Genomic DNA, 25,554 nt, shown 5'->3' with positions numbered 1-25,554 from the left:
CGCGCCATCCGATCACGCGACCGACTGCGACGCCGTGACCTCCATCTGCACGCGGTAGCGGTCCGAGCGGTACCACGAGCGGGTGTGCTCGACGGGCCGGTCCCCCGCGTACGACACCCGGTCGAACTCCAGCACCGGGGCGCCCGTCTTCGTGCCGAGCAGGGTAGCGACGTCGTCCGCCGCCGGGTTCGCGGCCACCGTCTGCTGGGCCCGGTCGATCGGGGTGCCGTACTCGGTCGCGATGATCGAGTACACCGAACCGGACAGGTCGTGCTCCAGCAGCCCCGGGAACGCGTCGGCGACCAGCCAGGCGTCGTCGATGGACACCGGTGCGCCGTCGGCCATGCGCAGTCGCTTGACGTGGAATGCTGCCGTGTCCGGGTCGAGCCGGAGGGCCGCGGCCGTGTCCGTCGGCGGCACGCGCTCCTCGCGCACGAGCACGACCGTCGTCGGGACGTGCCCCATCGCCCGCATCTCCTCCGTGAAGGACGCCAGGTGCAGCGTCGACTGCACGGGTCGGTGCGCGACGAACGTGCCCTTCCCGCGGACGCGCTCCAGGTAGCCCTCGTTGACGAGCTGGCCGAGCGCCTCGCGCACGGTGATCCGGGATACGCCGTACTCGGCGATGAGCTGCCGCTCCGACGGGATCGCCGAGCCGGGCGCCAGCCGCGACGTCACGAGGTCCAGGAGGATGCGCCGCAACTGCTGGTGCTTCGGTTCAGCACCCTCGGTGATGCGGCTCGTCATGGGTCCCTCGTGCTCCGTCGCTGGTCGTACCGGTGGTCATGCGCGGACATGACCAGTTCCCATCACAGTAGCGAGTCCCCTCGGGATCGCCAATGCGCATGACAAGATGACGCCCGTGGCAACCGTGGTGATCGTCGACGACGAGACGCTCGTCCGCTACGGCTTCGAGCTGATCCTCGGTGCCGCCGCGGACATCGACGTCGTCGCCACGACCGGTGACGTCGACGCCGTCCGGGTCATCCGCGAGCACGCGCCGGACGTCGTGCTGCTCGACGTCCGCATGCCCCGGGTGAACGGCCTGGAAGTCCTCCGCGAGCTGCAGGCCCTCGACGACCCACCTGCGGTCGCCATGCTCACCACGTTCGACACGGACGAGTACGTCGGGCAGGCGATGGAGCTCGGCGCGGCGGGCTTCCTCCTCAAGGACACCGACCCCGAGGGGCTCGCCGAGTACGTGCGGGTGCTCGCCCGCGGCGGCGTCGTGCTCGCGCCGGGCGTCGACCGGTCCCGCCTGTTCGCCGCACGACCGCCCGTCGACGTGCCCGCGTTGACGGACCGGGAGCGGGCGGTCCTGCGGCTCGTCGCCGACGGCGCCAGCAACCCGGACATCGGTCAGCGGCTCGGGGTCAGCACCGGGACGGTGAAGGAGGACGTCCGGGCCCTCCTCGCGGCGTTCGGCGTGCCGACGCGGGTCCAGCTCGCGCTGCGCGCCGCCGAGGCAGGGCTCCTCGATGCCTGAGTCGTCGCGGACGTCGCGCGTCCGCCGGGCCCTCGCCGTGACGGACGGGAGGCTCGACGGACTCGTCGACGCCGGCCTGCGCTGGGCGCGCACCCACCGGGCACCGTGGTGGGTCGTCGACGCGCTCTTCATCGCGGCCGCGGTCGCCGACGCCGTGCTCGACATCTCCGGGGCGACCGCCGTCGAGACCTGGCTCTCGCTGCTCGCCGCGGCGGCGCTGCTGCTCCGCCGGCGGTTCCCGGTGCTCGCCTTCGCGCTGACCATGCCCGGCCTCTTCGTCGGTTCAGCCGTCGTCGCCGGCAGCGTGGCGTTGTTCACGCTCGGGGAGCGCACCAGCCGACGATGGCTGATGCTCCTCGCGGCGATCGTGCAGTTCGTCGGGTTCAGCGGGTTCGTCGGACCGCCGCAGACGCTCGACGAGATCGTGGTCTCGGTCGTCTACGCACTCATCTTCGCCCTGGGGCCGCTCGCCGTCGGACTGCTCGTGCAGACCCGCGCCCGCCTGACGGAGCAGCTCGTCGAGTCGCGTCGCGCCCGCGCCGACGAACGCCGACAGGCCGCCGCCGTGGCGCTGTCCCGCGAACGGGCGCTGCTCGCGCGCGAGATGCACGACGTCGTCTCGCACCAGGTCACCCTCATCGCCGTGCAGGCGGGTGCCATGCAGATGGCCGGTCGGGACGAGGCGGAGCGCGGGTTCGCACGGACGATCCGCCAGCTGTGCGTCGTGACACTGCAGGAGCTCCGCGAGATGGTCCAGGTGCTCCGCGCCTCGGGCGGCACCGACCGCGAGATCGCCCCGCAGCCGGTGCTCGCCGACCTCCCGCGGCTCGTCGCCGAGAGCGGACTCGAGACCAGCACGACGGTCGACCTGCCGGACACCCTCGCGCAGCCGCTGCAGCGCGCCGTCTACCGTTTCGTGCAGGAGGGGCTGACGAACGTCCGGAAGCACGCTCCCGACGCCACCGTCCGGGTCAGCGGACGGATCCACGGCGACCACGTCCTCGTCGACGTCGTGAACGGACCGGCGCGGTCGGAGCGCCTGGAACTGCCGGGGTCGGGCCTCGGGCTGATCGGCCTCGGCGAACGGGCCTCGCTCCTCGGCGGGAGCATGGAGGCCGGTCCGCAGCCGGACGACGGCTTCGCCCTGCACCTGCGGCTCCCGGTGGAGCACCTCCCCGCGCCACCGCCGGTCTGACCCGCGGTCATCCTCGGAGCCAGGCCCGGGTGGCCGATCGGCCATCGGGGTTCACGCCGGGGGTCGATGACGACGGGCCCGCGGTCGGGTGGGATGAGAGCGTGGCACCTGCAACGCTCGTCGGACGTCTCCGGCGCTTCCCCGTCTCCGTCGCCGTGACCGTGGCGGCGGCCGCGCTCGTGGTCAGCGCGCGGATGGCGCACGCCGAGCCGGACTTCCCGCACCACCCTCCGGTCGCCTGCCTCGCCCTCGTGGCCGTGGTGCTCACGACCGTGCTCGCCGAGCGCTCCCTCGGCTCCCTCCGCACACTCGTGATCGGCACCGCCGCGCCCACCCTGGCGATCCTCGCGACCCTGCTCACCGTCACGATCGGTTCCGCGCTCGGCGAGGCCCACGCCGAGTTCGCGGTCGGGCAGCCCCTGTTCGCACCGTCCGTCGTGGCCGCGGCACTGCTCGGCGCCGCGTCGGCCACCATGCCGGTGCAGCGTCGCTGGCGCACCCGGACGGCCCTCTGGACGGTCGTCCTCACGCTCGTGCTGTTCGCGGGCCACGGGTCGGACCTGGCGCGCGCCCTGGCGACCCTGCTCGGCACCGTCGCCGGTGTGGTCGTCGCGCGCCGCGCCTCCAGTCCGGAACCCCGCACCACCCGCGACCCCGTCAGCCCGCGGACCGTCGTGGTGAGCGTGCTGATCGCCCTCGGGGCGGGCACGCTCGTGACGCCGGTCGTCCCGGATCCCGACGGCGTCCTGTCGCCCTTCGCGGACGCGATGAGCGACCGCGCCGTGCTCGTCGTCGGACTCCTGCTGCTCTGCGCGGCGTGGCTCGTGCAGCGCGGACGGCGGTCCGGGATCGTCCTGGCGACCGGCGTGCTCCTGACGCTCACCGCGGTCCTCGCCGACGTCTTCTTCATCGAACCGATGCAGGACGGCGACGTGCAGTGGCAGGGGCTCGGGCTGGACGCGATCGAGTGGCAGGTCACGCTCCTCGGTGCGTGGCTCGTGCCGGCGGCGGTGCTGCTGGCCGTCGTGGCGCTCCGCGGACGGCTCGTGCGCGCCCGGTTCCACTCGGCCGGGACCGGACGTGACGACCTCGTCGAGATGCTCCGCGGCGGGGACGCCGGGACGCTCGGCCACATGGGCACCTGGCGTGGGAACGCGACGTGGACCCACCCCGGTGGCCTCGGCGCCGTCGCCTACCGGGTGCGCGGCGAGGTGGCCCTCACGGTGTCGGACCCGGCGTGCGCAGCGGCGGACCGGCCCGAGGTCGTCGCCGCCTTCACCGCGTTCTGCGAGCGCAACGGCTGGGTCCCCGCCTTCACCAGCGTGCACGAGCCCGTGCGGACGATCCTCGTCGCCGACGGGTGGACCGCGCTGCCCGTCGGCGTCGAGTCGGTGCTCGACGTCACGACGTTCGACCTGCGCGGCAAGAAGCGACAGGACCTCCGCACCGCGTCGAACCGTGCCGACCGCGAGGGACTGCGCGACGAGTGGACGACCTTCGCCGCGCTCGACGACGGCCGTCGTGCCGAGGTCGAGGCGATCTGCACGCGCTGGGCCTCCGACCGACGTCTGCCGGAGATGGGGTTCACCCTCGGCGGGTTCCGCGAGCTCGACGACCCCGACGTCCGACTCATGCTCGCCGTCACGGCCGACGAGCACGTCACCGCGGTCACGAGCTGGCTGCCGGTGTACGAGCACGGCGTGCTGACCGGGTGGACGCTCGACGTCATGCGCCGCGGCGAGGACGGGATGCCCGGCGTGATGGAGTTCCTCATCGCCCGGACCGCCCTCCGCGCCCGTGAGGCCGGCCTCACCACGATCAGCCTCTCCGGCACGCCGCTCGCCGCCCACGCCGGTGCCCGTTCCCTGGTCGTCCGGGGCTCGCTGCTGCTCGCGCGGGTACTCGAGCCGGTGTACGGGTTCCGGTCCCTGCAGCGGTTCAAGGAGAAGTTCGGCGCACGCCACGAACCGCTCTGGCTGATCGTCCCGACGCCGCTGCACGTCCCGCGGGTCGCCCGAGCCCTCGCGAGTGCGTACGTGCCGGGGCTCCGGCCGAAGCACCTGTGGGCGCTCCGCCAGGCGCACCGTGCCGCGGCGGTCGAGCGCGCCACCGTCCCCAGCAGTCGGGGCGTCCGCTCGTGAGCCCGACGGAGTGGCTGCTCGCCACCCAGCTGCAGGCGCCGTCGAAGCTCGTCCCGATCGACACCGCGTTCGCGGTCCTCGCCGTCGTGGTCCTCCTGCCCGCACTGCGCCCCGCTCCGGTCGCCGCCGACGCGGACCGTGCCGAGCGGACCTGGGCGTGGCGGTCCCGCGCGGCCTGGCGGGCCGTCGGCGTCCGCGCCGCGATCGCCGCCGGAGCCGCCGTGGTCGTGCTCGCCGTGTGCTGGTTCGTCAGCGACGTCCTCGACCTCTTCGGGGTCGGGCTGAGCCCCGTGACCCGGATGTGGGTCGCGTTCGCGGCGGCGGCACTCGCCCTCGCGGTCGCCGGCATCGTGCACGGGGGGACCGGACGCCGGGTGCTCGCGGCACTGCTCGTGCCCGCTGCGCTCCTGGTCCCCGCGCTCGGCGTCAACGTCGAGTTCGCCAAGTACCCGACGCTCGGCACCGTCGTGCAGAGCGACCCCTACCCCGCGCTGGACCTGCACGCAGCCCCGGCCGACACCATGCCGGCAGCCGGCGAGGTCCGCACCGTCGACATCCCCGGCGAGCGGTCCGGCTTCCCCGCACGCCCGGCGATCGCCTACCTGCCGCCCGCGGCGCTCGTCCGTGACCCCGCACCCCTGCCCGTGGTCATCGCCTTCGCCGGGCAGCCCGGTGCACCGAGCGACATGTTCACCGCGGGCAAGATGGGCGAGGTCCTCGACGCGTACGCCGCCGCCCACCAGGGCCGCGCACCGATCGTCGTGTCCGTCGACCAGCTGTCCGCACCCGGCCGGAACACGATGTGCGTCGACTCTCGCCTCGGGAAGTCGGCGACCTACGTCACCCGGGACGTCCCCGACTGGCTGACCGCGCACCTCCCCGTCACCCCGGACCGGCGCGCCTGGGGCCTCGTCGGCTTCTCGCAGGGAGCGACCTGCGCCATGCAGTTCGTCACCGCGGAGCCGTCGTCGTACGCTGCCGTGCTGGCGATCTCCAGCGAATTGCAACCGATCGACCAGAACCCCCAGCACAGCGCCGACGAGGCCTTCGGCGGTTCCGTCGCGAGCTGGAAGGCAGCGGCCCCGATCGCGCAGATGCGGGCGCACGGCCTCCGCGGCCACAGCCTGTGGTTGACCGCCGGATCGTCCGACCGCCAGTTCAGCCGCAACGCGAAGACGCTCGGTGCCGCGGCACGCACGGCCGGGGCGACGACGACGATCGCGTTCGCGCCCGGGAGCGGGCACGACTGGAACACGGTGCAGTGGTCGCTGCGGACCGAGTTCCCGCGAGAGATCGACGAGTTGTTCGAGGCCGCCCGGTGAACCACGTCGTGCTGGTCGCCGTCGCCGTGGTCGCGGCGCTGCTGCTCAGCGTCGGACCCACGGCCGCGGCCCCGATCGCCGGCGTGCTCCTGGGGATGTGCGTGCTCGCGGCCGGTCTGTCCGCGGCGGGGAGGCGGTCTCGGCGCTGAGCGGTCGTGGGCGTCGGCCAGGCGTCGCGATCAGTGTCAGGCGTTCGCGACGAGCCAGTCCCGCTGCGCAACCGAGAGCGCACGGTCGGCCCACACCTGCCGCTCGACGCCGTCCGGCAACGCCGAGCCGCTCTCCCCCTGCCACACCAGGGAGAGGCCCGATCGACGCAGCACCGCCGCCGACGCCGGGTTGTTCGTCAGCACGCGGCCGGTGATCGGTGCGTCGGCCGCAGTGTCGTGCGCCGCGGTGACGGCAGCACGAGCGATCTCGGTCGCGTACCCGTTCCCCCACGCGGAGGGCGTCAACCGGTACCCGAGGTTCCACACCCCCGCAGCGGTCATGTCGACACCCCCGACCCCGAGGAAGGCATGGTCGGCGGCAGCGCGGACCACCCACGAGCCGAGCCCGTGGCGGACACGGCCGCCGATGGTGCGCTGGACCAGTTCGACGCTCGACGCCCGAGTGGTGTGCCGCCCGGTGGGCAGATGGGTCCACGTGCGCTCGTCGGAGAAGACCGCGTACACGTCGTCGATGTCGGCCGGTGTGAGCGGGGTGAGCAGGAGGTGAGCCGTTCGGATCTCCTGCGGGGGCATCAGGAGCTGGTGGACCATGCCACGATCCTCGCCCCACCCACCGACATCCGCGTGAACGCCGCGCGACGATTGCGGGAGTCCGCACCCGACCTGCGCTCAGTCGAGCAGCAGCGCCGGCTCCTCGATCACCGAGGCCAGGTCGTGCACGAACCGCGACGCCACGTCACCGTCGACGACCCGGTGGTCGAACGAGGCGCCGACGGTCGTCACCATGCGGGAGCGCACCTCGCCGTCCACGACCCACGGCTTCGGCTTGATGGTTCCCATCGCCACGATCGCCACCTCGCCCGGGTTGAGGATCGGCGTGCCGGTGTCCATCCCGAACACCCCGATGTTCGTGATCGTCACGGTGCCGTCGGCCATCTGCTGCGGCGTGGTCTTGCCGTCACGTGCGGTGAGCGTGAGCTCCTCGAGCGCCTGGGCGAGCTCGAGCAGCGACATGTCCTGCGAGTCCTTGATGTTCGGCACGATCAGCCCGCGCGGGGTCGCCGCCGCGATGCCGAGGTTCACGAAGTGGTGCACGATGATCTCGCGGTCGGTCCACGTCGAGTTCACCGAGCGGTTGCGGCGGACGGCCCAGATGACGGCCTTCGCGAAGATGAGCAGCGGGGAGACCTTCACACCGGCGAACGTCGGCGAGGACTTCAGCCGCTTGACGAACTCCATCGTGCGGGTCGCGTCGACGTCGACGAACAGCGACACGTGCGGCGCGGTGAACGCCGACGTGGTCATCGCCGTCGCGATCGCCTTGCGCACACCCTTGACCGGGATCGTCTCGCTGCGGACGTCGCCCCACTCGGGCGTCTCGATGTTCCGGAAGACACTCGCCTGCTTGGCGTGCCGGATGACGTCGTCACGCGTGACCTCACCCGTGAGTCCGGTCGCGACGACCTCGGCGAGCTCGACGCCGAGGTCGCGGGCGAGCTTCCGGATCGGGGGCTTCGCGAGCACGTTCGCGGCGGTGGTCGCCTTGCGCGGACGGGAGCCCTGCGACGCGACCGCGTCGGCGGTGGTGTCCTCTCCGGGGTCGGCAGCGGCTTCGGCGGCAGCGGCGGCGTCCGCACTGGAGGCGCGACTCGCCTCGGCCGCGAGCGCTGCTGCCCGGCGGGCGCCGGGCTTGCGACGCGAGGGCGACGAGGTCGCCGACCCGTAGCCGACGAGGACCGCGCCGGAGGACTCGTCGGTCCCGACCACCGACGCACCGTCGGCCACGGGCTTCCGGGTCGCGTCCGCGGACGGAGCCGGCGTCGCGTGGGTCGGAGCGGCGGGGGACGCAACCGCGGGGGCCGCAGCGGCCGCTGGGACAGCCGGTGCCGGGGCGGGAGCCGCCGGGACGGGCCGGGGCGCCGCGACCGGAGCCGGAGCCGCGGCGGCAGGGGCGGGGGCGGGGGCGGACGCGACCGCGGGCGAGGCCGGGGCGCTCTCGGTCACCGCAGCCGCGCCTCCCGGACCGCCCGTGGGCGCGCCGGACGCGACCGTGGCGTCCGACTCGACCCGGATGATCGGGCGACCGACCTCGACGGTGTCCCCCTCGGACACGAGCAGCCCCGTGACCGTCCCGGCGAACGGCGACGGCAGCTCCACCAGCGACTTCGCGGTCTCGATCTCGACGAGCACCTGGTCGACGGCGATCTCGTCCCCGATCGCGACGCGCCACTGCACGATCTCGGCCTCGGTGAGACCTTCGCCCACGTCGGGCAGGGGGAATTCGGCGACGGCCACTACGGCTCCTTCGGCGTTCTGGTCGGGCTCGGGCGGGGTGGTCAGTAGGCGAGGGCGCGGTCGACGGCCTCGAGGACGCGGTCGGCGTCCGGCAGGTGCAGGTGCTCCAGCTTCGACACCGGGAAGGGGATGTCGAACCCGGAGACCCGCAGCGGCGGCGCCTGCATCGTGTAGAAGGCCTGCTCGGCGACCGTCGCGGCGATCTCGCTCCCGACGCTGACGAAGCCGGAGGCCTCCTGCGCGATGACGAGCCGGCCGGTCTTCCGGACGGAGGCCAGCAGCGGCTCCCAGTCGATCGGGGAGATGGAGCGGAGGTCGATGACCTCGCAGCTCGTGCCCTCGGACTCGGCGATCTCGGCCGCCTGCATGAGGGTCGCGACCATGGCGCCGTGGCCGACGAGGGTGACCTCGGTCCCGGTGCGGGCGACCCGCGTCGTGTGCATCGGCACGTGCCCGTCGACGAGGTCGACCTGCCCCTTCGGCCAGTAACGGGACTTCGGCTCGAGGAAGACGACGGGGTCCTTCGACGCGATCGCCTCCTGGATCATCCAGTAGGCGTCGTTCGGGGTGCTCGGGCTGACCACCCGCAGGCCGGGGGTGTGGGCGAAGTACGTCTCGGGCGATTCCTGGTGGTGCTCCACGGCGCCGATGTGGCCGCCGTAGGGGATGCGGATGACGACGGGCAGCGACATGTGCGCCGGCAGCCGGTTCGCCATCTTCGCCAGCTGCGAGGTGATCTGGTCGAAGCCCGGCCAGACGAACCCGTCGAACTGGATCTCGACGACCGGTCGGTAGCCGCGCAGGGCGAGCCCGATCGCGGTGCCGATGATGCCGGACTCGGCCAGCGGGGTGTCCCGGACGCGCTCGGCACCGAACCGCGCCTGCAGCCCCTCGGTGATGCGGAACACACCGCCGAGGGCACCGATGTCCTCACCCATGAGCAGGACCTTGTCGTCCGCCTGCATGGCGGCGGCGAGCCCGGCGTTGAGGGCCTTCGCCATCGTCAGCGTCGGCGTGGGGTCGGTGGGGACCTCACCGGCCCCCGGGTGGGCGCGCAGGGTGTAGTCGAAGAGCTGCTCGGTGGTGCTCATGCGTGGGCGCCCCCTTCGTAGCCGGCCTCGTACCGTTCGAGCCATGCCTTCTGCTCCGCGACGAGCGGATGCGGCTCGCGGTACACGTTGTCGAACATCACGTCGATGGACGGCGGGGGGAGGGCGACGGTTCGACGACGGACGTCGGCAGCGATGTCCTCGCCCTCTTCGTCGAACGCAGCGAGCTGCTCGTCGGTCACGCCGCGGGACCGGAGGTACGCCGCGGACCGGGCGATCGGGTCACGCTCCACCCATGCGGAGAGTTCGTCGTCGCCCCGGTACCGGCTCGGGTCGTCGGAGCTCGTGTGCGCGCCGATGCGGTAGGTCTCCGCCTCGACGAAGGCCGGGCCCTGGCCGCTGCGGGCGTGGTCGGTCGCCACGACGGACGCCGTGTACGACGCGAGGACGTCGTTGCCGTCCACCCGGATGCTCGGGATGCCGAAGCCGCGAGGCCGGTCGACCAGCGGCGTCGGCGACTGGACCGACACCGGGACCGAGATCGCCCAGTGGTTGTTCTGCAGGAAGAACACGACGGGGGCCTTCGTGGACGCGGCGAAGACGTACGCTTCGTTGACGTCGCCCTGGCTCGTCGCGCCGTCGCCGAAGTACACGATCGTGCAGGCGTCGCGGTCAGGGTCACCGGTGCCGACGTCGCCGTCGAGTCGCTGTCCGAGCGCGTACCCGGTGGCGTGCAGGGTCTGCGAGCCGATCACCAGGGTCGAGATGTGGGTGTTGCCGCGTTCGTCCGGGTCCCAGCCGCCGTGCGTCTGACCGCGGTACATCGCGATGATCTCCATCGGTTCGACACCGCGGTGCATCGTGACCGCGTGCTCGCGGTAGGAGGGGAAGACGTGGTCCTGCGCGCGGAGGGCGAACACCGATCCGACCTGCGCGGCTTCCTGCCCGTGGCTCGGGACCCAGAGGCCGAGCTGCCCGGTGCGCTGCAGGTTGTGGCCGGCGTGGTCGAACCGACGGGTGAGCACCATGCGGCGGTGCATCGCCAGCAGGGTCTCGTCCGGGATCGCCCGCGCCGCAGCGGCGAACTCCGCGTTGTCGTCGGTCTCCTCGAACCGGCCCTCGGGGTCGAGGAGCCGGATGGTGGTCGTCGCGGGGGCCGCGGCGCGGAATGACATGCGGGCCAGCGTAGCGGCAGCGACTACGGCAGAACCTGGAGGTCCTCCACAAGCGAGCGAGCCGTTTCGAGGAGCGTTTCCACAGCCTCGTGCTCGCCGATCGAGATGCGGATGCCCTCCGGTGCGAACGCCCGGACGATGATGCCGGCACGCTCGAACGCCTCGGCCGCGACCGCCGTCCCCTCGCCCGTCGGCAGCCACACGAAGTTGCCCTGCGCGTCCGGCACGTCCCACCCCTGGGACCGCAACGACGCCACGATCCGGTCGCGGCGCTGGGCGAGTTCGGCGACCCGCTCGAGCAGCTCGTCCTCGCGCTCGAGGCTCGCCAGCGCGGCGGCCTGCCCCTGCGCCGTCACGGAGAGGGGGATCGCGCAGGCGCGGACGGCGTCGAGGACGTACGCCGGCCCGAGGGCGTACCCGACGCGGAGGCCCGCGAGCCCGTACGCCTTCGAGAACGTGCGGAGGACGACGAGGTTGGGGTAGCGCTCGAGCAGCGGGGCGCCCCGGACGGCGGTCGGGTCGGTGACGAACTCGGCGTAGGCCTCGTCGAGGACCACGAGCACGGACGGCGGCACGCGGTCCATGAACGCCTCGAACTCGGGCCCGGTCACCGTCGGCCCGGTCGGGTTGTTCGGCGTGCAGACGATGACCATGCGGGTGCGCTCGGTCACGGCGGCGGCCATGGCGTCGAGGTCGTGTCCACCGTCGGCCCGGTTCGGCACCTGCACGCTCGTGGCCCCCGCGACCGTCACGACACCCGGGTACGCCTCGAAGGACCGCCACGCGTAGACGATCTCGTCACCCGGGCCGGAGGTGGCCTTGGCGAGTTCGTGCAGGATGGCGACGCTCCCGGGAGCGACGTGGACCTCGTCGACCGTCGTGCCGAAGCGGTTCGCCAGGACGGCGCGGACGGCGAGCGCGGTCGCATCGGGGTAGCGGTTGAACGCCGTCTGGGCCTGGACCGCCTCGACGACGCCGGGCAGGGGCGGGAACGGGTTCTCGTTGCTCGACAGCTTGAAGGCGGAGGCCGCGGCCTGCCGTCCCTGCTTGTACGCGGGCAGCACCGCGATCTCGGGGCGGATGTGCACGCGCTCGTCAGTCACCGCCCCAGGGTACCGACACCCGCACGGGCGACGGCGGGCATCATGGGCACATGCGATTCCTCGTCCGCCTCGTCGTCAACGCCGTCGCGCTCTGGCTCACCACGCTCATCGTGAGCGGCGTCTCCGTCACACCGTTCGGCGACGGGGGCACGACCGCGACGGTGCTGACGTTCCTGCTCGTGGCGTTCGTGTTCGGCCTCGTCAACGCGGTGATCGGGACGCTCATCCGGATCGTCGCGTTCCCGCTCTACATCCTGACCCTCGGCCTCATCTCGCTGATCGTGAACGCCGTGCTGCTGCTGATCGTCGCCGGCATCTCGGACGCGATCGGCTTCGGGCTCGAGGTGGAGTCCTTCGGCTGGGGCATCGTGGGCGCGTTCGTGCTCGCCGTGTTCTCGTGGCTGATCGGGCTGTTCGTGCGCCCGGTGCTCAGCCGACCGCGCGCGTGACGCTGGCCGACGACACGGACCCGGCCGTCCGCGCGACGTCGGCCGGACGGACGACCGGCACCGTACCTCCAGTCCGGATCGCCGTCGCGGACCGGGCGTCGCTGCGCCATGATGTCCACATGAGTCCGGACGCCGACGCCCCGTTCCGGGTCTCGTTCGTGTGCAGCGGCAACATCTGCCGCTCCCCGATGGCCGGCATCGTCTTCGCACAGCTCGCCGCCGACGCCGGGCTGTCCGACCGCTTCCACGTCGAGTCCGCCGGCACCGGCGACTGGCACGTGGGCGAGCCCGCCGACGAGCGCACGATCGCAGCACTCGCAGCGCGCGGATACGATGGGAGCAGGCATCGCGCCCGTCAGTTCGACCCGGACCGGTTCCCGGACCTCGACCTGGTGGTCGCACTCGACCGATCCCACGAACGCATCCTGCGGTCGTGGGCACCGACGATGGACGACGCCGCGAAGGTGACGCTCCTGTTGCGGTACGACGACGCCTGGCCCCAGCAGACCGACGTGCCGGACCCGTACTACGCGGACCGGCACGAGTTCGACCGAGTGCTCTCGACCGTCGAGCGGGCCTGCCGGGCGCTCTTCCGACAGCTCGAACCGGCAGTCCGTCAGGGAGCCCCATGACCCCCCTTCCCCCGCAGCCGATCAGCCCGCTCGACGGGCGGTACTACCCGATCGTGCACACGGTGGGCGAGCACCTCTCCGAGGCCGGGCTCAACCGCGCGCGCATCGTGGTCGAGGTCGAGTGGCTCATCTTCCTGACCGACCACGCCATGTTCACCACGTCGCCGCTCAGCGTCGACGACAAGGCCGCGCTCCGCCAGGTCGTGGAGACCTTCGGACAGGCGCAGATCGCCGAGCTCGCCGACATCGAGGCGACCACCCGGCACGACGTCAAGGCGGTGGAGTACTTCGTCCGTCGCCGCCTCTCCGAGCTCGGGCTCGACGCCATCGCGGAGCTCACGCACTTCGCCGCCACCAGCGAGGACATCAACAACCTCTCCTACGCCCTCACCGTGCGCGACACGGTCGACCAGGTGTGGCTGCCGGCGTACAAGGCCGTCATCGCCGCGCTCCGCACCATGGCCGACGAACTGCGTGCGGTGCCGATGCTCGCGCACACGCACGGGCAGCCGGCGACCCCGACGACCCTCGGCAAGGAGCTCGCGGTCGTCGCGTACCGGCTCGAGCGTGTCCTGTCCCAGATCGAGGGCAGCGAGTACCTCGGCAAGTTCTCCGGCGCGACCGGCACCTTCTCGGCACACCTCGCCGCGGACCCCGAGGCCGACTGGCCGGCGCTGTCGCGCGAGTTCGTCGAGGGCCTCGGCCTCACCTGGAACCCGCTCACCACGCAGATCGAGTCGCACGACTGGCAGGCGGAGTTGTACGACCGGGTGCGCCACGCGAACCGGATCCTGCACAACCTCGCGACCGACATGTGGACCTACATCTCGATGGGGTACTTCACGCAGATCCCGGTCGCGGGTGCGACGGGCTCGTCGACGATGCCGCACAAGATCAACCCGATCCGGTTCGAGAACGCCGAGGCGAACCTCGAGATCTCCTCGGTGCTGTTCTCCACGTTGTCGGAGACGCTCGTGACGAGCCGGTTGCAGCGCGACCTCACCGACTCGACCACGCAGCGGAACATCGGCGTCGCGTTCGGGCACTCGCTGCTCGCGCTCGACAACCTCCGTCGTGGTCTGTCCGAGCTCGCCGTGAACGAGTCGCGGCTCGCCGAGGACCTCGACCACAACTGGGAGGTGCTGGCCGAGGCGATCCAGACCGTCATCCGGGCCGAGGTCACCGCCGGTCAGTCGAACATCGAGGACCCGTACGCGATGCTCAAGGAGCTCACGCGCGGCAAGCGGATCGGGCAGGCGGAACTCGTCGCGTTCGTCAACGGCCTGGACATCTCCTCGGGCGCCAAGGCGCGGCTGACCAACCTCACGCCCGCGACCTACACGGGTCTCGCGGACGAGCTGGTCGACCGCCTCGACGTTTGACGACACCTCACGTAGGCTGACCGCGGACACTGGGGGAACCGCGACGACGCGGAAGTGGAGACCGGGTCCGCGCCGCGTCCCGCTCGGACGTCACACCCGGAAGAACCACACCACATGCACAGAACGTCCATCGCCACCGCAGCCGCGGTGACCGCGCTCGCAGCCGCCCTCGTCGCACTCCCGGGGGTCGCCACGGCCGAGAGCACCCCGACCGCGACGACGACCACGTCGCAGCAGCAGACCATCACCGGTACGCCGGAGCAGGGCGTCGCGGCGTCCGGCGCGGCGGGGACCGGTGCCGCCAGTGCCCGCGCGGCCGCGCCGGCCGGCACCGAATGGGTCGGTGCCGCCGACGTCACCCCGTGGACCACCGGCGCCTTCCCGTCGACGTGGTTCAGCACGGGCGGCACGCCCACCTTCGGTGCGAGCGGTGCGACGCTGACGACGAACACGTTCCTCGGCCACGCCACCACCGGCAGCGCAGCCACGGACCTCACCGACGTCCGCAGCTCCGTGCGAGCGACCGACGAGGGCCTCGGCCTCGGGACGGCCGACATCGTCGCCAGCGGTCAGGCACGGTACGCGCTCGTCGTCGACACCGCCGGTTCCGCCGACAACGCACCCGCGGACACCGTCGCCCTGAGCACGACGGGCACGGGTCCGACGGCCGTCGACGGCACGTGGACCACCCCGGTCGCCGTCGGCACCATCGCGCCGAACACCCCGTCGACGCTCGCCGCGTTCCAGGCCCAGTTCGCCGCCACCGCCCCGGACGCCACGATCAACGGGTACGGAGCGGTCGTGCTGGACGGCACGGGCACCGTGACCGGCATCTCCCGCGGTCAGGACGACACCTACTTCACCCCGGAGCCGAGCGGAACACTTCGGGTGCAGACGCCCACCACGCAGTCGTCGCTGCGCGACCCGGGTGTGCAGGTCTCCGCGACCGGCTTCCTGCCGGGTGAGCGGGTCCAGGCGGAGGTCATCCTGGCCGACCTCGAGACCCAGCCCGCCGAGCAGGTCCTCACCGCGGACGCCGATGGGGCCGTCTCGGGCACGGTCACGTTCAGCGCGACGATCCCGGCGGGCGACGTCGTGATCGCGTTCACCGGCGCCGAGAGCGGGATCGCGGTCGTCTTCCCGGTGACCGTCGTCGCCGACCCGGCTGCTCCGGGGACGGACCCGACGCCGGCCCCCGCCCCCGTCGCGGTCCCGGTGCGCGGCAACGCCGCGTTCACCGGCTGACGGCCAGCACGACCAGCCCCGACGCCGAACCGGCGTCACGACGGCGCCCGGCGAGCACCACGCCGGGCGCCGTCGCCGCGTCCCGAACCGAGGAGCCCTCCCGTGCCAGGAAAGCCGTCGCGCCTCCGCCCCGGCCTGCTCGCCGCGGCCGTCGCCGTGGTCCTCGCGGTGGTCATCGTCGTCCTGACACTGCACCCCTGGGCGACACCGACCGCAGCTCGGACGGAGCGACCCTCCGCGTCCCCGAGCGCCTCGGCGACACCCCGCGCGACGCGATCGCCCGCTCCGACACCGACCTCGTCCGCGGGTCCCACCGACGCCGTGCACGCCCCGGCGACGTCGACGGTCGGAGCGGTGCGGGGCGCGTCGATCGCGGTGCACGGACGGCCGGGCGGCGCGGTGACGACCACGCTGTCGAACCCGCAGTCGTCCGGTGCGCCGCTCGTCTTCCTCGTCGTGGCCCAGCAGGAGGGCTGGGCGCAGGTGCAACTCGCGCAGCGCCCCAACGGCAGCACCGGCTGGGTGGCGTCGAGCGACCTCGAGCTGTCCTCCGACCCGTACGCGATCGTCGTCACCACGGCGACGAACACCCTCGACCTCTACGAGGGCGGCAAGGTCGTGCGCTCCTACCCGGTCGCCACGGGCACCGGTGGGACGCCCACGCCGACCGGTCGGTTCGCCCTGACCGAACTCCTGGCCCCGACGAACGCCGGGTACGGGCCCTACGCCTACGGCACCACTGCCTTCTCCGACGTGCTGAACTCGTTCGGCGGTGGACCGGGGCAGATCGGGCTGCACGGGACGGACGACTCGTCGAGCATCGGCACCGACTCCTCGCACGGCTGCATCCGCATGCACAACGCCGACATCACCGCGCTCGCGGCGCTCCTGCCGCTCGGCACGCCGATCCAGGTGCGCTGAACGACCCCTCAGCGACCCGGCGTTCAGCTCGTTGCTAGGTTGAGCGGGCATGTCAGCGGGGCGTCGCCCCAGCGACCCTCCAGGAGGAACACCCTCGTGTCTCGATCCCGCATCGTCGCGGCCGGCGTCGGCGTCGCCGCTCTCGGCATCGCCACCGTCCTCGTCCCCGCAGTGTCCTCCGCCGACCAGGCAGCGGTCGCCGCGCCGGCCGGCACCGTGCGGTGGGTCGACAGCGCTTCGGACCTCACGCAGCTCTCGGCCGACCCCTCCGCGCCGCTCGGCGACCGCTGGTACGGCGCGTCCTTCGGCACCGGTGACGGGAGCGGGAGCCTCCCGGTCCGGCCGGTCTCCGACGCGGCGACCTTCGGGCCGACCGGTCTGACGCTCGACGGCGCCTCCCCCGTCGTGCTCGCCCACGGGTTCGCGAAGCCGATGCCGGCGTCCGCGCTCCCCGCGGCGTTCGACGGTGCCGCGGTGCGGGCGACGGGCAGCAGCAACTTCGCCGTCCTGGTGCAGTTCCCGGATTCGCAGCCGATCGCCGAGTTCCCGTCGAGCAACGCGGTCTCCGGCGTCGACGGCGCGAACACGACGTGGGGGCCGGACGGCGCCTCGGTCAGCACGCAGGAGTTCGCGGACGGGCTCGAGCGGGACCACGCGACCGTCGTCGGGTACGCCGAGTACCTCGGGCTCGCGATCGAGGGCAGCGCGGGCCCGCAGTCGACGAGCACCGCTCCGTCGGCCGCGCAGCAGGGGACGCTCCTCGCTCCGGAGGCAGGAACCCCCGAACCGGGCGCGACCACGAGCGCCAGCCCCCTCGCCGCCGCACCGCGGGTCAGCCGCGCCGCCGTCCGCTCCACGCTCCAGAGCATCACCTTCGACGACGTCACCACCGACTTCACCCCGCAGTCGACCGCGCACGCGAGCGTCCCGACGACGACGCTGACACGCGCCACGGCCACGACGACCGGGACGCCGGTCAGCGGCAGCGGGTTCGTCCCGGGCGAGACCGTCCGTGTCGCCGTGGCGCAGGGGAACCGTGCCGAGGAGATCACCGGGACGACGTTCGTCGCCGACGCGGCCGGGAACGTTGCCGGCACGGTCGTCCTGCCGGCTGGGTTCGTCACCGGTGCCGGGACGTACGACCTGGTGCTGGTGGGCGACGCCTCCGCTCAGACCGCTTCGGTGGCGCTCACGGTCACGGATGACCCGGCGGTGCCGGTCGCGGCGCCGGCGACGCCGGTCCGGTCGACGGCGACGTTCACGGGCTGAGCCGGGACGCCAGACCGCGTCCGTCGGCCGGGAGGCGCGGCTCGGCTCCGCCGTCGACCGCACCCGGTCAGGCGGTGACGTCGCGCGCCTCGGCGACCAGCGCCTCCAGGACCGTCCGGACACCGGGACGGACCGCACGGTCCGGCCGCACGAGCGCCTCGATGCGCCGCCCCGCCCGGACGTCGGCGAGCTCGGCGAGCCGGAACCGACCGGGAGCCCTGGTCCCCGACGTGTAGCGGGGCACGAGCGCGACGCCGTGCCCGGCCGCGACCAGGTTCTCGATCACCGGCAGGTGGACCGTGCGGAAACCGACGCTCGGCGGGGTGTCGGCCGCGGCCGCGATCGCCGTGAGGACCCGGTCGATCGGGTAGCCCTCGGGCACGCCGATCCACGACTCCTCCACGACGTCGTCGATCCCAACGCGGGCGCGCCCGGCCAGCCGGTGGCCGAGCGGGAGGGCGACGTCGAGCGGCTCGCGCAGCAGCGGGACGGTCTCGAGCGATGCCCGTCCCGCCGGCGGGGCCCCGTCCGGGCGGTGTCCGATCACGACGTCGTGGTCGGCGGCGAGCGGGCCGAACTCGTCCTCGCTGACGTCCACGTCGACCAGGACCAGCTCGATGCCGGGGTGTGCTCGCATCCGGGTGAGGAGACCGGGGAGGAGCAGTTCCGCAGCCGACGGGAAGACCGCGAGGTCGACGCGTCCGGTCGCGCCGCCGAGGTGCTCCCGCCACGCGGCGTCCACGTGAGCGATCGCCGTCGCCACGCCGGTCGCCAAGTCCGCAAGGACCCGACCGTGCTCGGTCAACCGCACGCCACGCCCCACGCGTTCGACCAGGGGGACGCCCGCCTGCCGCTGGACGGTGCGGAGCTGTTGCGAGACGGCGCTCGGGGTGCGGTGGGTGGCCTCGGCGACCGCCGTGACGCTGCCGCGCTCACCGAGCTCCCGCAGGACCGCCAGGAGTTGCACGTCGAAGTCGACCATGCAGGGACCCTACAACGACGCTTCGGAACTCTGCGCTGGTGCTGCACGATCTGCCTGCGGGACGATCGTCCCGTGCGAACCCGTGACCGTCTCCTCGCCGTCGTCGTCGCCGTGGTGTGGGGGCTGAACTTCCCCGCGACGGCGCTCGCGCTCGGGCACTTCCCGCCGTTCCTCCTCGCGGCGCTCCGGTTCACGCTGCTGGCCGTGCCGACCGTGCTGCTCGTCCCGCGGCCGCGGATCCCGTTCGGTCGGCTGCTGCTCGTCGGGCTCGGGCTCGGCGTGCTGCAGTTCGCGTTCCTCTACCTCGGGATGGCGGCCGGTCTGCCGTCGGGGCTCGCCTCGCTCGTGCTGCAGGCGTCGGCGCCGTTCACGGTCGTGCTGGCCGGGGTGTTCCTGCGGGAGCGGCTCACCGGGCGGCAGGTGATCGGTGTCACGGTGGCGGTGTGTGCCCTCGCGGCGATCGCGGTGCACCGTGCCCAGGCCGCAGCGCTGCTCCCCGTCGTGCTCGCGCTCTGCGGTGCGCTCGGTTGGGCGATCGGGAACGTGGCGACCCGTCGGGCCGGGGCGGCGAACCCGCTGCACCTGACGCTCTGGTGGTCGATCGTGCCGCCGGTCCCGATGGCCGTGCTGTCGTTGGTCGTCGAGGGACCGGACCGCATCGGACGCGCGCTCGGCACGGCGTTCACGCCCGGGGCACTGCCCGCCGACCTCGGTCTGCTCTACATCGTCCTGGTGGCCACCCTCGTCGGCTACGGCATCTGGTCGCGTCTCCTGGCGACCTACCCGTCGAGCACCGTCGCGCCGTTCTCGATGCTGGTGCCCGTCGTAGGCGTCCTCGCCTCGTGGGCGGCGTTCGGCGAGGTGCCGGACCCCGTCGAGATCGGTGCGGGGGTCGTCGTGGTGGCTGCGGTGCTGTGGTCGTCCCGCCCGGGCCCCGTGCGGAACGGGCTCGCACGGCCCGAGGGCGTCGTCCCCCTCGTCGCCCCGCCCGTGCGGACGGTCAGCCCCGGTGCTGACGACGCTCGGCGATGATGCCGGCGAGCGCGCCGCGCAGGTCGGGGTGGCGGAACTCGTAGCCGGCCTCGACCAGGCGCGTCGGCACCACCCACCGACTCTTCAGCACGAGTTCCGTCTCGGTGCGGATCGCGAACGAGCCGAGCTCGAGCATCCACCGCCACGTCGGCAGTCCGAAGCGACGTCCGACGGCGTCGCGGATCGTCGCCATGACCGTGCGGTTGTCCGACGGGTTCGGGCTCGACACGTTCACCGGCCCGTCGAGGTCGTCGTGGTCACGCACGAACCGGATCGTGCCGAGCACGTCGTCGATGTGCACCCAGCTGAAGCGCTGCCGTCCGCGCGTGTGCCGGTCGTGGTGGTACGTCCCCGCTCGGAGCCGGGCACGTGTCGGGAACCAGGGGCCGTCGTACTGCGGTCCGCCGAGCCCGGCCTGCGCGAGCCGGAGCAGCGGCACGAGCGCGCTGCCGTCGCCGAACACGATCGCCATGCGGAGCGCCACACGCCGGGTACCGGGCAGGTCGCCGTCGAACAGGGCGTCCTCCCACGCCTTCGCGACCGAGACGGAGAACCCCTCGCCGAGCTCGCCCGTGAGCTCGTCCTGCGGCCGGTCGTCGGCATGCCGGTAGATCGTCGCCGTCGACGCGTTCACCCAGAGCGGCGGCGGATGCTCGCTCGTGCGGATCGCCTCGGCCAGCTCGAGCGTCGTGTCGACCCGGGACCGGATGATTTCCGCCCGGTTCCGCCGCCCGTACCGGCAGTTCACGCTCTTGCCGGCCATGTTCACGACGAGCGCGGCCCCGTCGACGAGTTCCCGGATCCGCAGGGTGTTGCCCCACACGGCGTCCCCGGCGCGACCGATCGTGACGACCTCGTAGCCGTCGTCCCGGAAGGCGTCCTGCAGGTACCGACCCACGAACCCGCTCGCTCCCGCGATCACGACCCGCGGCTGCTGCTCGTCCATCAACGTCCCCTCCCTCGACCGGCATCGGGCCCTCGGCGGGCGTCGGGCACGACGGCGTACCGGAACGCCCCCTCGTACCGGTACAGCGTGCCGACGACGGGCGCGCTGAGCACCAGGGACACGCGCTGCACGTCGGCATCGTCATCGAATCGTTCCACGAGCGTCACACGCGGTGTCAGGACGGCCGGGAGGCACCACCCGCGTCCCAGCGCGCGGAACGTCACGCGCGTGGAGACCAGGCGCAGGGCGCCGCGGTCCGGCCCCTCGGCGTCGACCTCCGTCCGGAGCAGGGCGCTGACGCGCCCGCGGCGCCCGAGGTGGTCGGTGAGTCCCTCGGGCTCGGCGGTGATCGCGTCCACCATGGTCCGGTCGCCCGACCGGAAGTGGAAGGTGCGGTGCGCGCGGACGGCGATCCGCGCCTCCAGGACGTCCGCCTGCCCGCGACGGACGCGAGCCGGGCGGTTCTCGACGCTGAAGGGCACGTCCCGTTCCCACACCGGGAACATCACGGCGTCGCGGGCGAACCAGGCGAGGAGTGGCCAGAGCCAGCGTCGGGGCGTGCCGACGACCTCGAAGCGTCCCTCACCGCGGCCGACGTGCCCGGTGGGCACCGGTCCGAAGTACGCACGGAGCCGCGGGTGGAGTCGGTCGAGGACCTCCGGAGCGACGCTCAGCTGGTAGGGCGACCGGGTCACGCTCCCGATCCTGGCACGGCGTCGGTGCCGCTCCCTACGATTGGGGTATGGGACACGACCACGGCCACGCACACGGGCACGCGTCCGAGCGCGCCCTGCTCGTCGCGTTCTGCATCTCGGCCGGCATCCTCCTGGCCGAGGTCGTCGGCGCCGTGCTGACCGGCTCCCTCGCGCTGCTCGTCGACGCCGGGCACATGGTCGTGGACACCGGGGGACTCGCCATCGGGCTCGTCGCCACACGGCTGGCCCGCCGCAGTCCGACCGCGCAGCGGACCTGGGGGTTCCAGCGGGCCGAGGTGCTCGGCGCCACCGCCCAGGCGGCGATCCTGCTCGCGGTCGGCGTCTACGTGATCATCTCCGCGGTGCAGCGGCTGTTCGTTCCCGCCGACATCCACTCCGGCCCCCTGCTCGTGTTCGGCGTCGTCGGACTCGTCGGCAACCTCGTCGCCTACGCGGTGCTCGTGCGGGCCTCCGGCGAGGGGTTCACCTCACGAGCGGCCCGGCTCGAGGTCCTCAACGACACCCTCGGCTCGGTCGCGGTCATCGCTGCGGCGGTCGTGCTGATGCTGACCGGATGGCAGCGGGCGGACTCCGTCGCGGCCATCCTCATCGGGCTGCTCATCCTGCCCCGCGCGATCCGTCTGCTCCGCGAGACCGCGAACGTGCTGCTCGAGTCCACGCCGCCCGGACTCGACCTCGACGACGTGCGCGGGCACATCCTCGAACTCGACCACGTCATCGCCGTCCACGACCTCCACGCGACGCTCGTGGCCACGGGCGTGCCGAACCTCACGGCGCACGTCGTGGTGGACGACCACTGCTTCTCCACCGCGCACGCACCGCGCATCCTCGACGAACTGCAGCAGTGCGTGGCCGAGCACTTCGACGTCCCCGTGGAGCACTCGACGTTCCAGCTCGAGCCGGTGTCGCACCGACGGCACGAGCACGACGTGCACGCGTAGGAGCGGGTCAGCAGCCGCCGTCGCTCGTCGGGAAGGCGGTGATGACCCGGTCGGTGGTGGCCGAGACGATCACCCGCACGAACGGCTCACGGGTCGGGTGGGAACCGTCGTCGAAGCGCAGGGGCGCGGCGTAGCAGACCTTGCCGTCGCCGGCGTCCTGCGGGTACCCCGTGCCCGGGGAGACCAGGACGCCCTGCAGCGCGGTGAGCATCGCGTCGTCCCAGTCGCGCCGAGCGTGGCCCGAGACGACGTCGTCCCAGTCGCGGGTGTGGCGGATCCGGATGTGCTCGTACCCCTGACCGGAGGTGCCGCACTGCAACACCACCGCGCCGAGCGCCGCGGTGTCGTACCGTGCCACGACGGCACGGCTGTCGTGTTCGCAGCGGTCGAGCACGGCTGTGCCGGGCAGGTCCGGGCCGGTGCGGGCGATGGTGACGCTCCCGTCGCGGGACGCTCCGTCACCGGCGGCGGCACGGGGAGTGGTGCTCGATGCGCTCCCGATCAGGGGGTCGTCGTTCCCGTGTCGTGCAGCGAGCGCGATCCCGCCAGCGACGAGTCCCGCCGCGAGCACGGCCGCGACGCCGGTGACGAGGGATCGGTTGCGCTGGGGTGCCACGCGCCTAGTATGCCGTCGCGGGGCGGCGACCCGGTGCGTGCTGCGGTGCGGTGGCGCTGGGCGCGGCGGCGCGGTGCTGTGCGGCGGCGCGGTGCTGTGCGGCGGCCTGGTGCTGTGCGGCGGCCTGGTTTCCCGAGAGCCGAAGGCGCTACGCCCGCGCGGCCAGACGCCGACCGGCGACGACCGCCAGGACGCCCACGAACACCACGTACCCGAGCAGCACCGGCAGCGTCGGCACGACGAGCAGCGCCGCACCGACCGCCACCACCGGGACCGTGAGACCGGCGTACGCGATGAGGAACGTCGCCGCGAGCACCCCGCCGCGACGCTCCGGCCCGACGAGGGCACCGGCGCTGCCGATGGACGCGCGGAACAGCAGTCCGACGCCGGCACCGGCGACCACCCCGCCGCCGATGAAGCCGGCGACCTGGAGCACGACGGCGGCGACGGCCAGGACCACGAGGCCACCGACGAGGAGGACCATCCCGAGCCGGATCTGGGCACGCTGCGACAGGCGGGCGAACACGATCTGCGACACGGCGCTGGCGGCGAACACCCCGAAGGTCGTGGCGCCCGCGGCGAGCCGGTCGGTCACGTGGAAGGTGGTCCCGAGGAACGTCGGCGCGACCGACGTGAACAGGCCCTGCACGGCGAGCGCGGCGAACGCGGCGGTGCCGGCAGCCCAGAACGCTCCCGCCTTGCCCTCCGGGGCCTGCAGGCGCTGCGGCCGGTAGGCGACGGGCTCCGCCGGGCGGTCGACGGTCTCGGGCGCGGCGAGGACCACCACGAACGCGATGACGAGCGCGACGACGAACACCACGTAGGGCACCATGAGCGGCTGGCCGACGAACTCGGCGAGCGCTCCACCGACGAGGGCCCCGAGGGACAGCCCGCCGAGGTTCACCACGCCCGCGACGACGCCGGCGCCGGCAGCGGACGAGGACGAGCCGGTCGCCCGGACCCGCAGTTCACCGAGGTGCGCGGTGGCCGTCGCGGTGAGGAGCCCCACGCCGAGACCCGTGACGAGGCGCGCGACGATGAGTCCACTGACGTCGTTCCAGAGCAGGAACAGCACGGCCGCGACGAGTTCGAGCGCGACCGACACGAGGATCAGGGGACGACGCCCGTGCACGTCGCTGAAGTGCCCGGCGAGGAACAGCGCTCCGACGACCCCGACGCCGTACGCCGCGAACACCACGGTGGTCGTGAAGGTCGGGAACCCGTCCCGCGCCTGGTAGATGACGTAGAGCGGTGCGGGGACGGTGGCGAAGGCCATGACCGAGAGGAACGCGAACGCGACGGCCCAGAAGCCGAAGCCGTGGCGTCGACGGGTGTGCGACCGGCGACCCCGGGGTGCGGGTACGCGCTCGGACGCGGCGGGAACAGCAGGGACGGAGGCCGTCGGGGTCTCGGTGACGGTTGACATGCTCCGATGGTCCCGCTCCACGGTCATCGAGTCCAACGGATGTTCTTGATGGATGCCATCGATCGGACCGATACTTGCGGTGTGGAAACGCGTCTGCTGGAACAGTTCGTCACCGTCGCGGCCGAGGGGAGCGTGACCCGCGCCGCCGAACGGCTCTGGGCCGCGCAGTCGACCGTGTCGGCGGGCATCGCTTCCCTCGAGCGGAGCCTCGGTGTCCGACTGTTCGACCGGACCGGACGGCACCTCGTGCTCACCACCGCCGGAGAGGACCTGCTCCCCCACGCTCGGGCAGTGCTCGAGTCGCTCGACCGGATGCGGGACCTGGCCACCGTCGAGGACGCCGACCTCCGCGGGCGCGTCCGGCTCGGGATCTTCACGAGCATGGACATCGTCGACCTCACCGGCGTGCTCCGCCGCTTCCGGCAGCGGCACCCGCTCGTCGCCGTCGAGTTGATGACCTCGCCGTCCGGGACCACCGGCCTCGTGCAGGACCTGGTCGCGGGTCGGCTCGACATCGCGTACTCCGGGCTCCCCTCGGTTCCCGCCGGCGTGGTCGTCGAACCGCTGCGGGAGATGCCGTTCCGCGTGTTCACGGCGGCGGACCACCGGTTCGCGGACCGAGCGTCGGTGTCGCTGGCAGAGCTCGCCGACGAACCGTTCATCGACACCGCGCACGGGTTCGGGAACCGGATCATCCTCGACACGGCACTCGAACGGCTCGGCATCCGGCGCCGCATCGTCGCCGAGATGAACGACATGCCGGCGGTGATCCGGTTCGCCTCGGCCGGCCTCGGCGTCGGGGTGGTGCCGGACTCCGGAGTGCGACACGACGGCGCCGTGCTCGAACTCGAGGACGAGGTCGAGCCGCTGCGCATCGGCCTCGCGACGCGGACGAGTCCGGAGCCGAACCGCGCCGTACGGACCCTGGCGCGGGACATCGTCGCGGCGCGCGTCGCCTGACCCGGAGCCGCTTCCCCGAGGCGACCCACGAGGCAGGGTTCCGTACCGACGGACTGGAGGCGCGGCGCGTCGCCGCCACGCGCCTCCAGGCCGTCGGTCCC

The 25,554-nt window shown here is 73.0% G+C and carries 25 protein-coding genes; 14 read left to right on the top strand and 11 right to left on the bottom strand.

Features of this window, described 5'->3' with window-relative positions; genetic code table 11:
- Positions 1–12: 12 nt before the first annotated feature.
- Positions 13–747 (bottom strand): GntR family transcriptional regulator, encoded by a 735-nt coding sequence (locus ACTJKO_RS01695; RefSeq protein WP_440685033.1) that lies wholly within the window; start codon positions 745–747, stop codon positions 13–15.
- A gap of 106 nt (positions 748–853) precedes the next feature.
- On the opposite strand from ACTJKO_RS01695, the gene ACTJKO_RS01690 reads away from it, so the two are divergent.
- The 5 genes from ACTJKO_RS01690 (at position 854) to ACTJKO_RS01670 (ending at position 6,293) form a co-directional block, all read left to right on the top strand.
- Entirely contained in the window at positions 854–1,486 is a 633-nt protein-coding gene (locus ACTJKO_RS01690) for a response regulator (RefSeq protein WP_440685031.1), read from the top strand.
- The gene (locus ACTJKO_RS01685; RefSeq protein ID WP_440685029.1) at positions 1,479–2,681 is read left to right on the top strand and encodes a sensor histidine kinase; all 1,203 of its coding nucleotides are present in this window, start codon (positions 1,479–1,481) and stop codon (positions 2,679–2,681) included. Before ACTJKO_RS01690 ends, ACTJKO_RS01685 begins: the two co-directional genes overlap by 8 nt.
- Before the next feature lie 101 nt (positions 2,682–2,782).
- Positions 2,783–4,822: a bifunctional lysylphosphatidylglycerol flippase/synthetase MprF gene (locus tag ACTJKO_RS01680; RefSeq protein ID WP_440685027.1), complete on the top strand. Its 2,040-nt coding sequence runs from the start codon at positions 2,783–2,785 to the stop codon at positions 4,820–4,822.
- Positions 4,819–6,144, top strand: coding sequence for an alpha/beta hydrolase (locus ACTJKO_RS01675; protein ID WP_440685025.1), 1,326 nt, complete (start codon positions 4,819–4,821; stop codon positions 6,142–6,144). Before ACTJKO_RS01680 ends, ACTJKO_RS01675 begins: the two co-directional genes overlap by 4 nt.
- On the top strand, positions 6,141–6,293 hold the full coding sequence (locus tag ACTJKO_RS01670) for a hypothetical protein (protein WP_440685023.1): 153 nt from the start codon (positions 6,141–6,143) through the stop codon (positions 6,291–6,293). Before ACTJKO_RS01675 ends, ACTJKO_RS01670 begins: the two co-directional genes overlap by 4 nt.
- Positions 6,294–6,329: 36 nt before the next feature.
- On the opposite strand, the gene ACTJKO_RS01665 is transcribed toward ACTJKO_RS01670, so the two are convergent.
- The 5 genes from ACTJKO_RS01665 to ACTJKO_RS01645 form a co-directional block, all read right to left on the bottom strand.
- Positions 6,330–6,905 carry a GNAT family N-acetyltransferase gene (locus ACTJKO_RS01665; protein ID WP_440685021.1) on the bottom strand — a complete coding sequence of 192 codons (576 nt, stop codon included), beginning with the start codon at positions 6,903–6,905 and terminating at the stop codon, positions 6,330–6,332.
- 78 nt (positions 6,906–6,983) lie between these two features.
- Positions 6,984–8,609, bottom strand: a complete 1,626-nt coding sequence (locus ACTJKO_RS01660; protein WP_440685019.1) for a dihydrolipoamide acetyltransferase family protein — start codon at positions 8,607–8,609, stop codon at positions 6,984–6,986.
- A 41-nt stretch (positions 8,610–8,650) separates the two neighbouring features.
- Positions 8,651–9,610, bottom strand: coding sequence for an alpha-ketoacid dehydrogenase subunit beta (locus ACTJKO_RS01655; protein WP_440685196.1), 960 nt, complete (start codon positions 9,608–9,610; stop codon positions 8,651–8,653).
- Between the two features lie 86 nt (positions 9,611–9,696).
- A complete protein-coding gene (locus tag ACTJKO_RS01650; protein WP_440685017.1) occupies positions 9,697–10,833 on the bottom strand; it encodes a thiamine pyrophosphate-dependent enzyme in 1,137 nt (378 codons plus the stop codon).
- A 23-nt stretch (positions 10,834–10,856) separates the two neighbouring features.
- The gene (locus ACTJKO_RS01645) at positions 10,857–11,936 is read right to left on the bottom strand and encodes a histidinol-phosphate transaminase (RefSeq protein WP_440685015.1); all 1,080 of its coding nucleotides are present in this window, start codon (positions 11,934–11,936) and stop codon (positions 10,857–10,859) included.
- Positions 11,937–11,986: 50 nt separating this feature from the next.
- Between ACTJKO_RS01645 and ACTJKO_RS01640 the strand changes: the two genes are divergently transcribed.
- The 6 genes from ACTJKO_RS01640 to ACTJKO_RS01615 all read left to right on the top strand — a co-directional run bounded on the left by ACTJKO_RS01640 (position 11,987) and on the right by ACTJKO_RS01615 (position 17,834).
- Positions 11,987–12,385 (top strand): phage holin family protein, encoded by a 399-nt coding sequence (locus ACTJKO_RS01640; RefSeq protein ID WP_440685013.1) that lies wholly within the window; start codon positions 11,987–11,989, stop codon positions 12,383–12,385.
- Between the two features lie 119 nt (positions 12,386–12,504).
- Positions 12,505–13,017 carry a low molecular weight protein-tyrosine-phosphatase gene (locus ACTJKO_RS01635; protein WP_440685011.1) on the top strand — a complete coding sequence of 171 codons (513 nt, stop codon included), beginning with the start codon at positions 12,505–12,507 and terminating at the stop codon, positions 13,015–13,017.
- Positions 13,014–14,399 carry an adenylosuccinate lyase gene (gene purB, locus ACTJKO_RS01630; RefSeq protein ID WP_440685009.1) on the top strand — a complete coding sequence of 462 codons (1,386 nt, stop codon included), beginning with the start codon at positions 13,014–13,016 and terminating at the stop codon, positions 14,397–14,399. The genes ACTJKO_RS01635 and purB overlap by 4 nt, the downstream gene beginning before the upstream one ends.
- A gap of 114 nt (positions 14,400–14,513) precedes the next feature.
- Complete coding sequence (locus ACTJKO_RS01625) at positions 14,514–15,644, top strand: hypothetical protein (RefSeq protein ID WP_440685007.1); 1,131 nt, start codon at positions 14,514–14,516, stop codon at positions 15,642–15,644.
- A gap of 102 nt (positions 15,645–15,746) precedes the next feature.
- Entirely contained in the window at positions 15,747–16,565 is an 819-nt protein-coding gene (locus tag ACTJKO_RS01620; protein ID WP_440685005.1) for a L,D-transpeptidase family protein, read from the top strand.
- 96 nt (positions 16,566–16,661) lie between these two features.
- Positions 16,662–17,834, top strand: coding sequence for a hypothetical protein (locus ACTJKO_RS01615; RefSeq protein WP_440685003.1), 1,173 nt, complete (start codon positions 16,662–16,664; stop codon positions 17,832–17,834).
- A 67-nt stretch (positions 17,835–17,901) separates the two neighbouring features.
- Here ACTJKO_RS01615 and ACTJKO_RS01610 read toward each other — a convergent pair whose 3' ends face one another.
- A complete protein-coding gene (locus ACTJKO_RS01610; protein WP_440685001.1) occupies positions 17,902–18,816 on the bottom strand; it encodes a LysR family transcriptional regulator in 915 nt (304 codons plus the stop codon).
- A 72-nt stretch (positions 18,817–18,888) separates the two neighbouring features.
- On the opposite strand from ACTJKO_RS01610, the gene ACTJKO_RS01605 reads away from it, so the two are divergent.
- The gene (locus tag ACTJKO_RS01605; protein WP_440684999.1) at positions 18,889–19,848 is read left to right on the top strand and encodes an EamA family transporter; all 960 of its coding nucleotides are present in this window, start codon (positions 18,889–18,891) and stop codon (positions 19,846–19,848) included.
- Here ACTJKO_RS01605 and ACTJKO_RS01600 read toward each other — a convergent pair.
- Together ACTJKO_RS01600 and ACTJKO_RS01595 are read right to left on the bottom strand one after the other, a co-directional pair.
- Complete coding sequence (locus tag ACTJKO_RS01600) at positions 19,817–20,794, bottom strand: epimerase (protein WP_440684997.1); 978 nt, start codon at positions 20,792–20,794, stop codon at positions 19,817–19,819. The two genes, ACTJKO_RS01605 and ACTJKO_RS01600, sit on opposite strands and share 32 nt — an antisense overlap.
- Positions 20,794–21,489, bottom strand: a complete 696-nt coding sequence (locus ACTJKO_RS01595; protein WP_440684995.1) for a DUF4166 domain-containing protein — start codon at positions 21,487–21,489, stop codon at positions 20,794–20,796. The genes ACTJKO_RS01600 and ACTJKO_RS01595 overlap by 1 nt, the downstream gene beginning before the upstream one ends.
- A gap of 47 nt (positions 21,490–21,536) precedes the next feature.
- Between ACTJKO_RS01595 and ACTJKO_RS01590 the strand changes: the two genes are divergently transcribed.
- Positions 21,537–22,451 carry a cation diffusion facilitator family transporter gene (locus ACTJKO_RS01590; RefSeq protein WP_440684993.1) on the top strand — a complete coding sequence of 305 codons (915 nt, stop codon included), beginning with the start codon at positions 21,537–21,539 and terminating at the stop codon, positions 22,449–22,451.
- Between the two features lie 7 nt (positions 22,452–22,458).
- Here the strand turns inward: ACTJKO_RS01590 and ACTJKO_RS01585 are convergent, their stop codons facing one another.
- Together ACTJKO_RS01585 and ACTJKO_RS01580 are read right to left on the bottom strand one after the other, a co-directional pair.
- On the bottom strand, positions 22,459–23,067 hold the full coding sequence (locus ACTJKO_RS01585) for a hypothetical protein (protein ID WP_440684991.1): 609 nt from the start codon (positions 23,065–23,067) through the stop codon (positions 22,459–22,461).
- 148 nt (positions 23,068–23,215) lie between these two features.
- Positions 23,216–24,493 (bottom strand): MFS transporter, encoded by a 1,278-nt coding sequence (locus tag ACTJKO_RS01580; RefSeq protein ID WP_440684989.1) that lies wholly within the window; start codon positions 24,491–24,493, stop codon positions 23,216–23,218.
- 81 nt (positions 24,494–24,574) lie between these two features.
- Between ACTJKO_RS01580 and ACTJKO_RS01575 the strand changes: the two genes are divergently transcribed.
- Positions 24,575–25,453 (top strand): LysR family transcriptional regulator, encoded by an 879-nt coding sequence (locus tag ACTJKO_RS01575; protein WP_440684987.1) that lies wholly within the window; start codon positions 24,575–24,577, stop codon positions 25,451–25,453.
- Positions 25,454–25,554 lie beyond the last annotated feature (101 nt).

Source organism: Curtobacterium sp. 22159 (genome assembly GCF_052045775.1).
GTDB lineage: Bacteria > Actinomycetota > Actinomycetes > Actinomycetales > Microbacteriaceae > Curtobacterium.
This window is presented reverse-complemented; position numbering and strand designations above follow the sequence as displayed.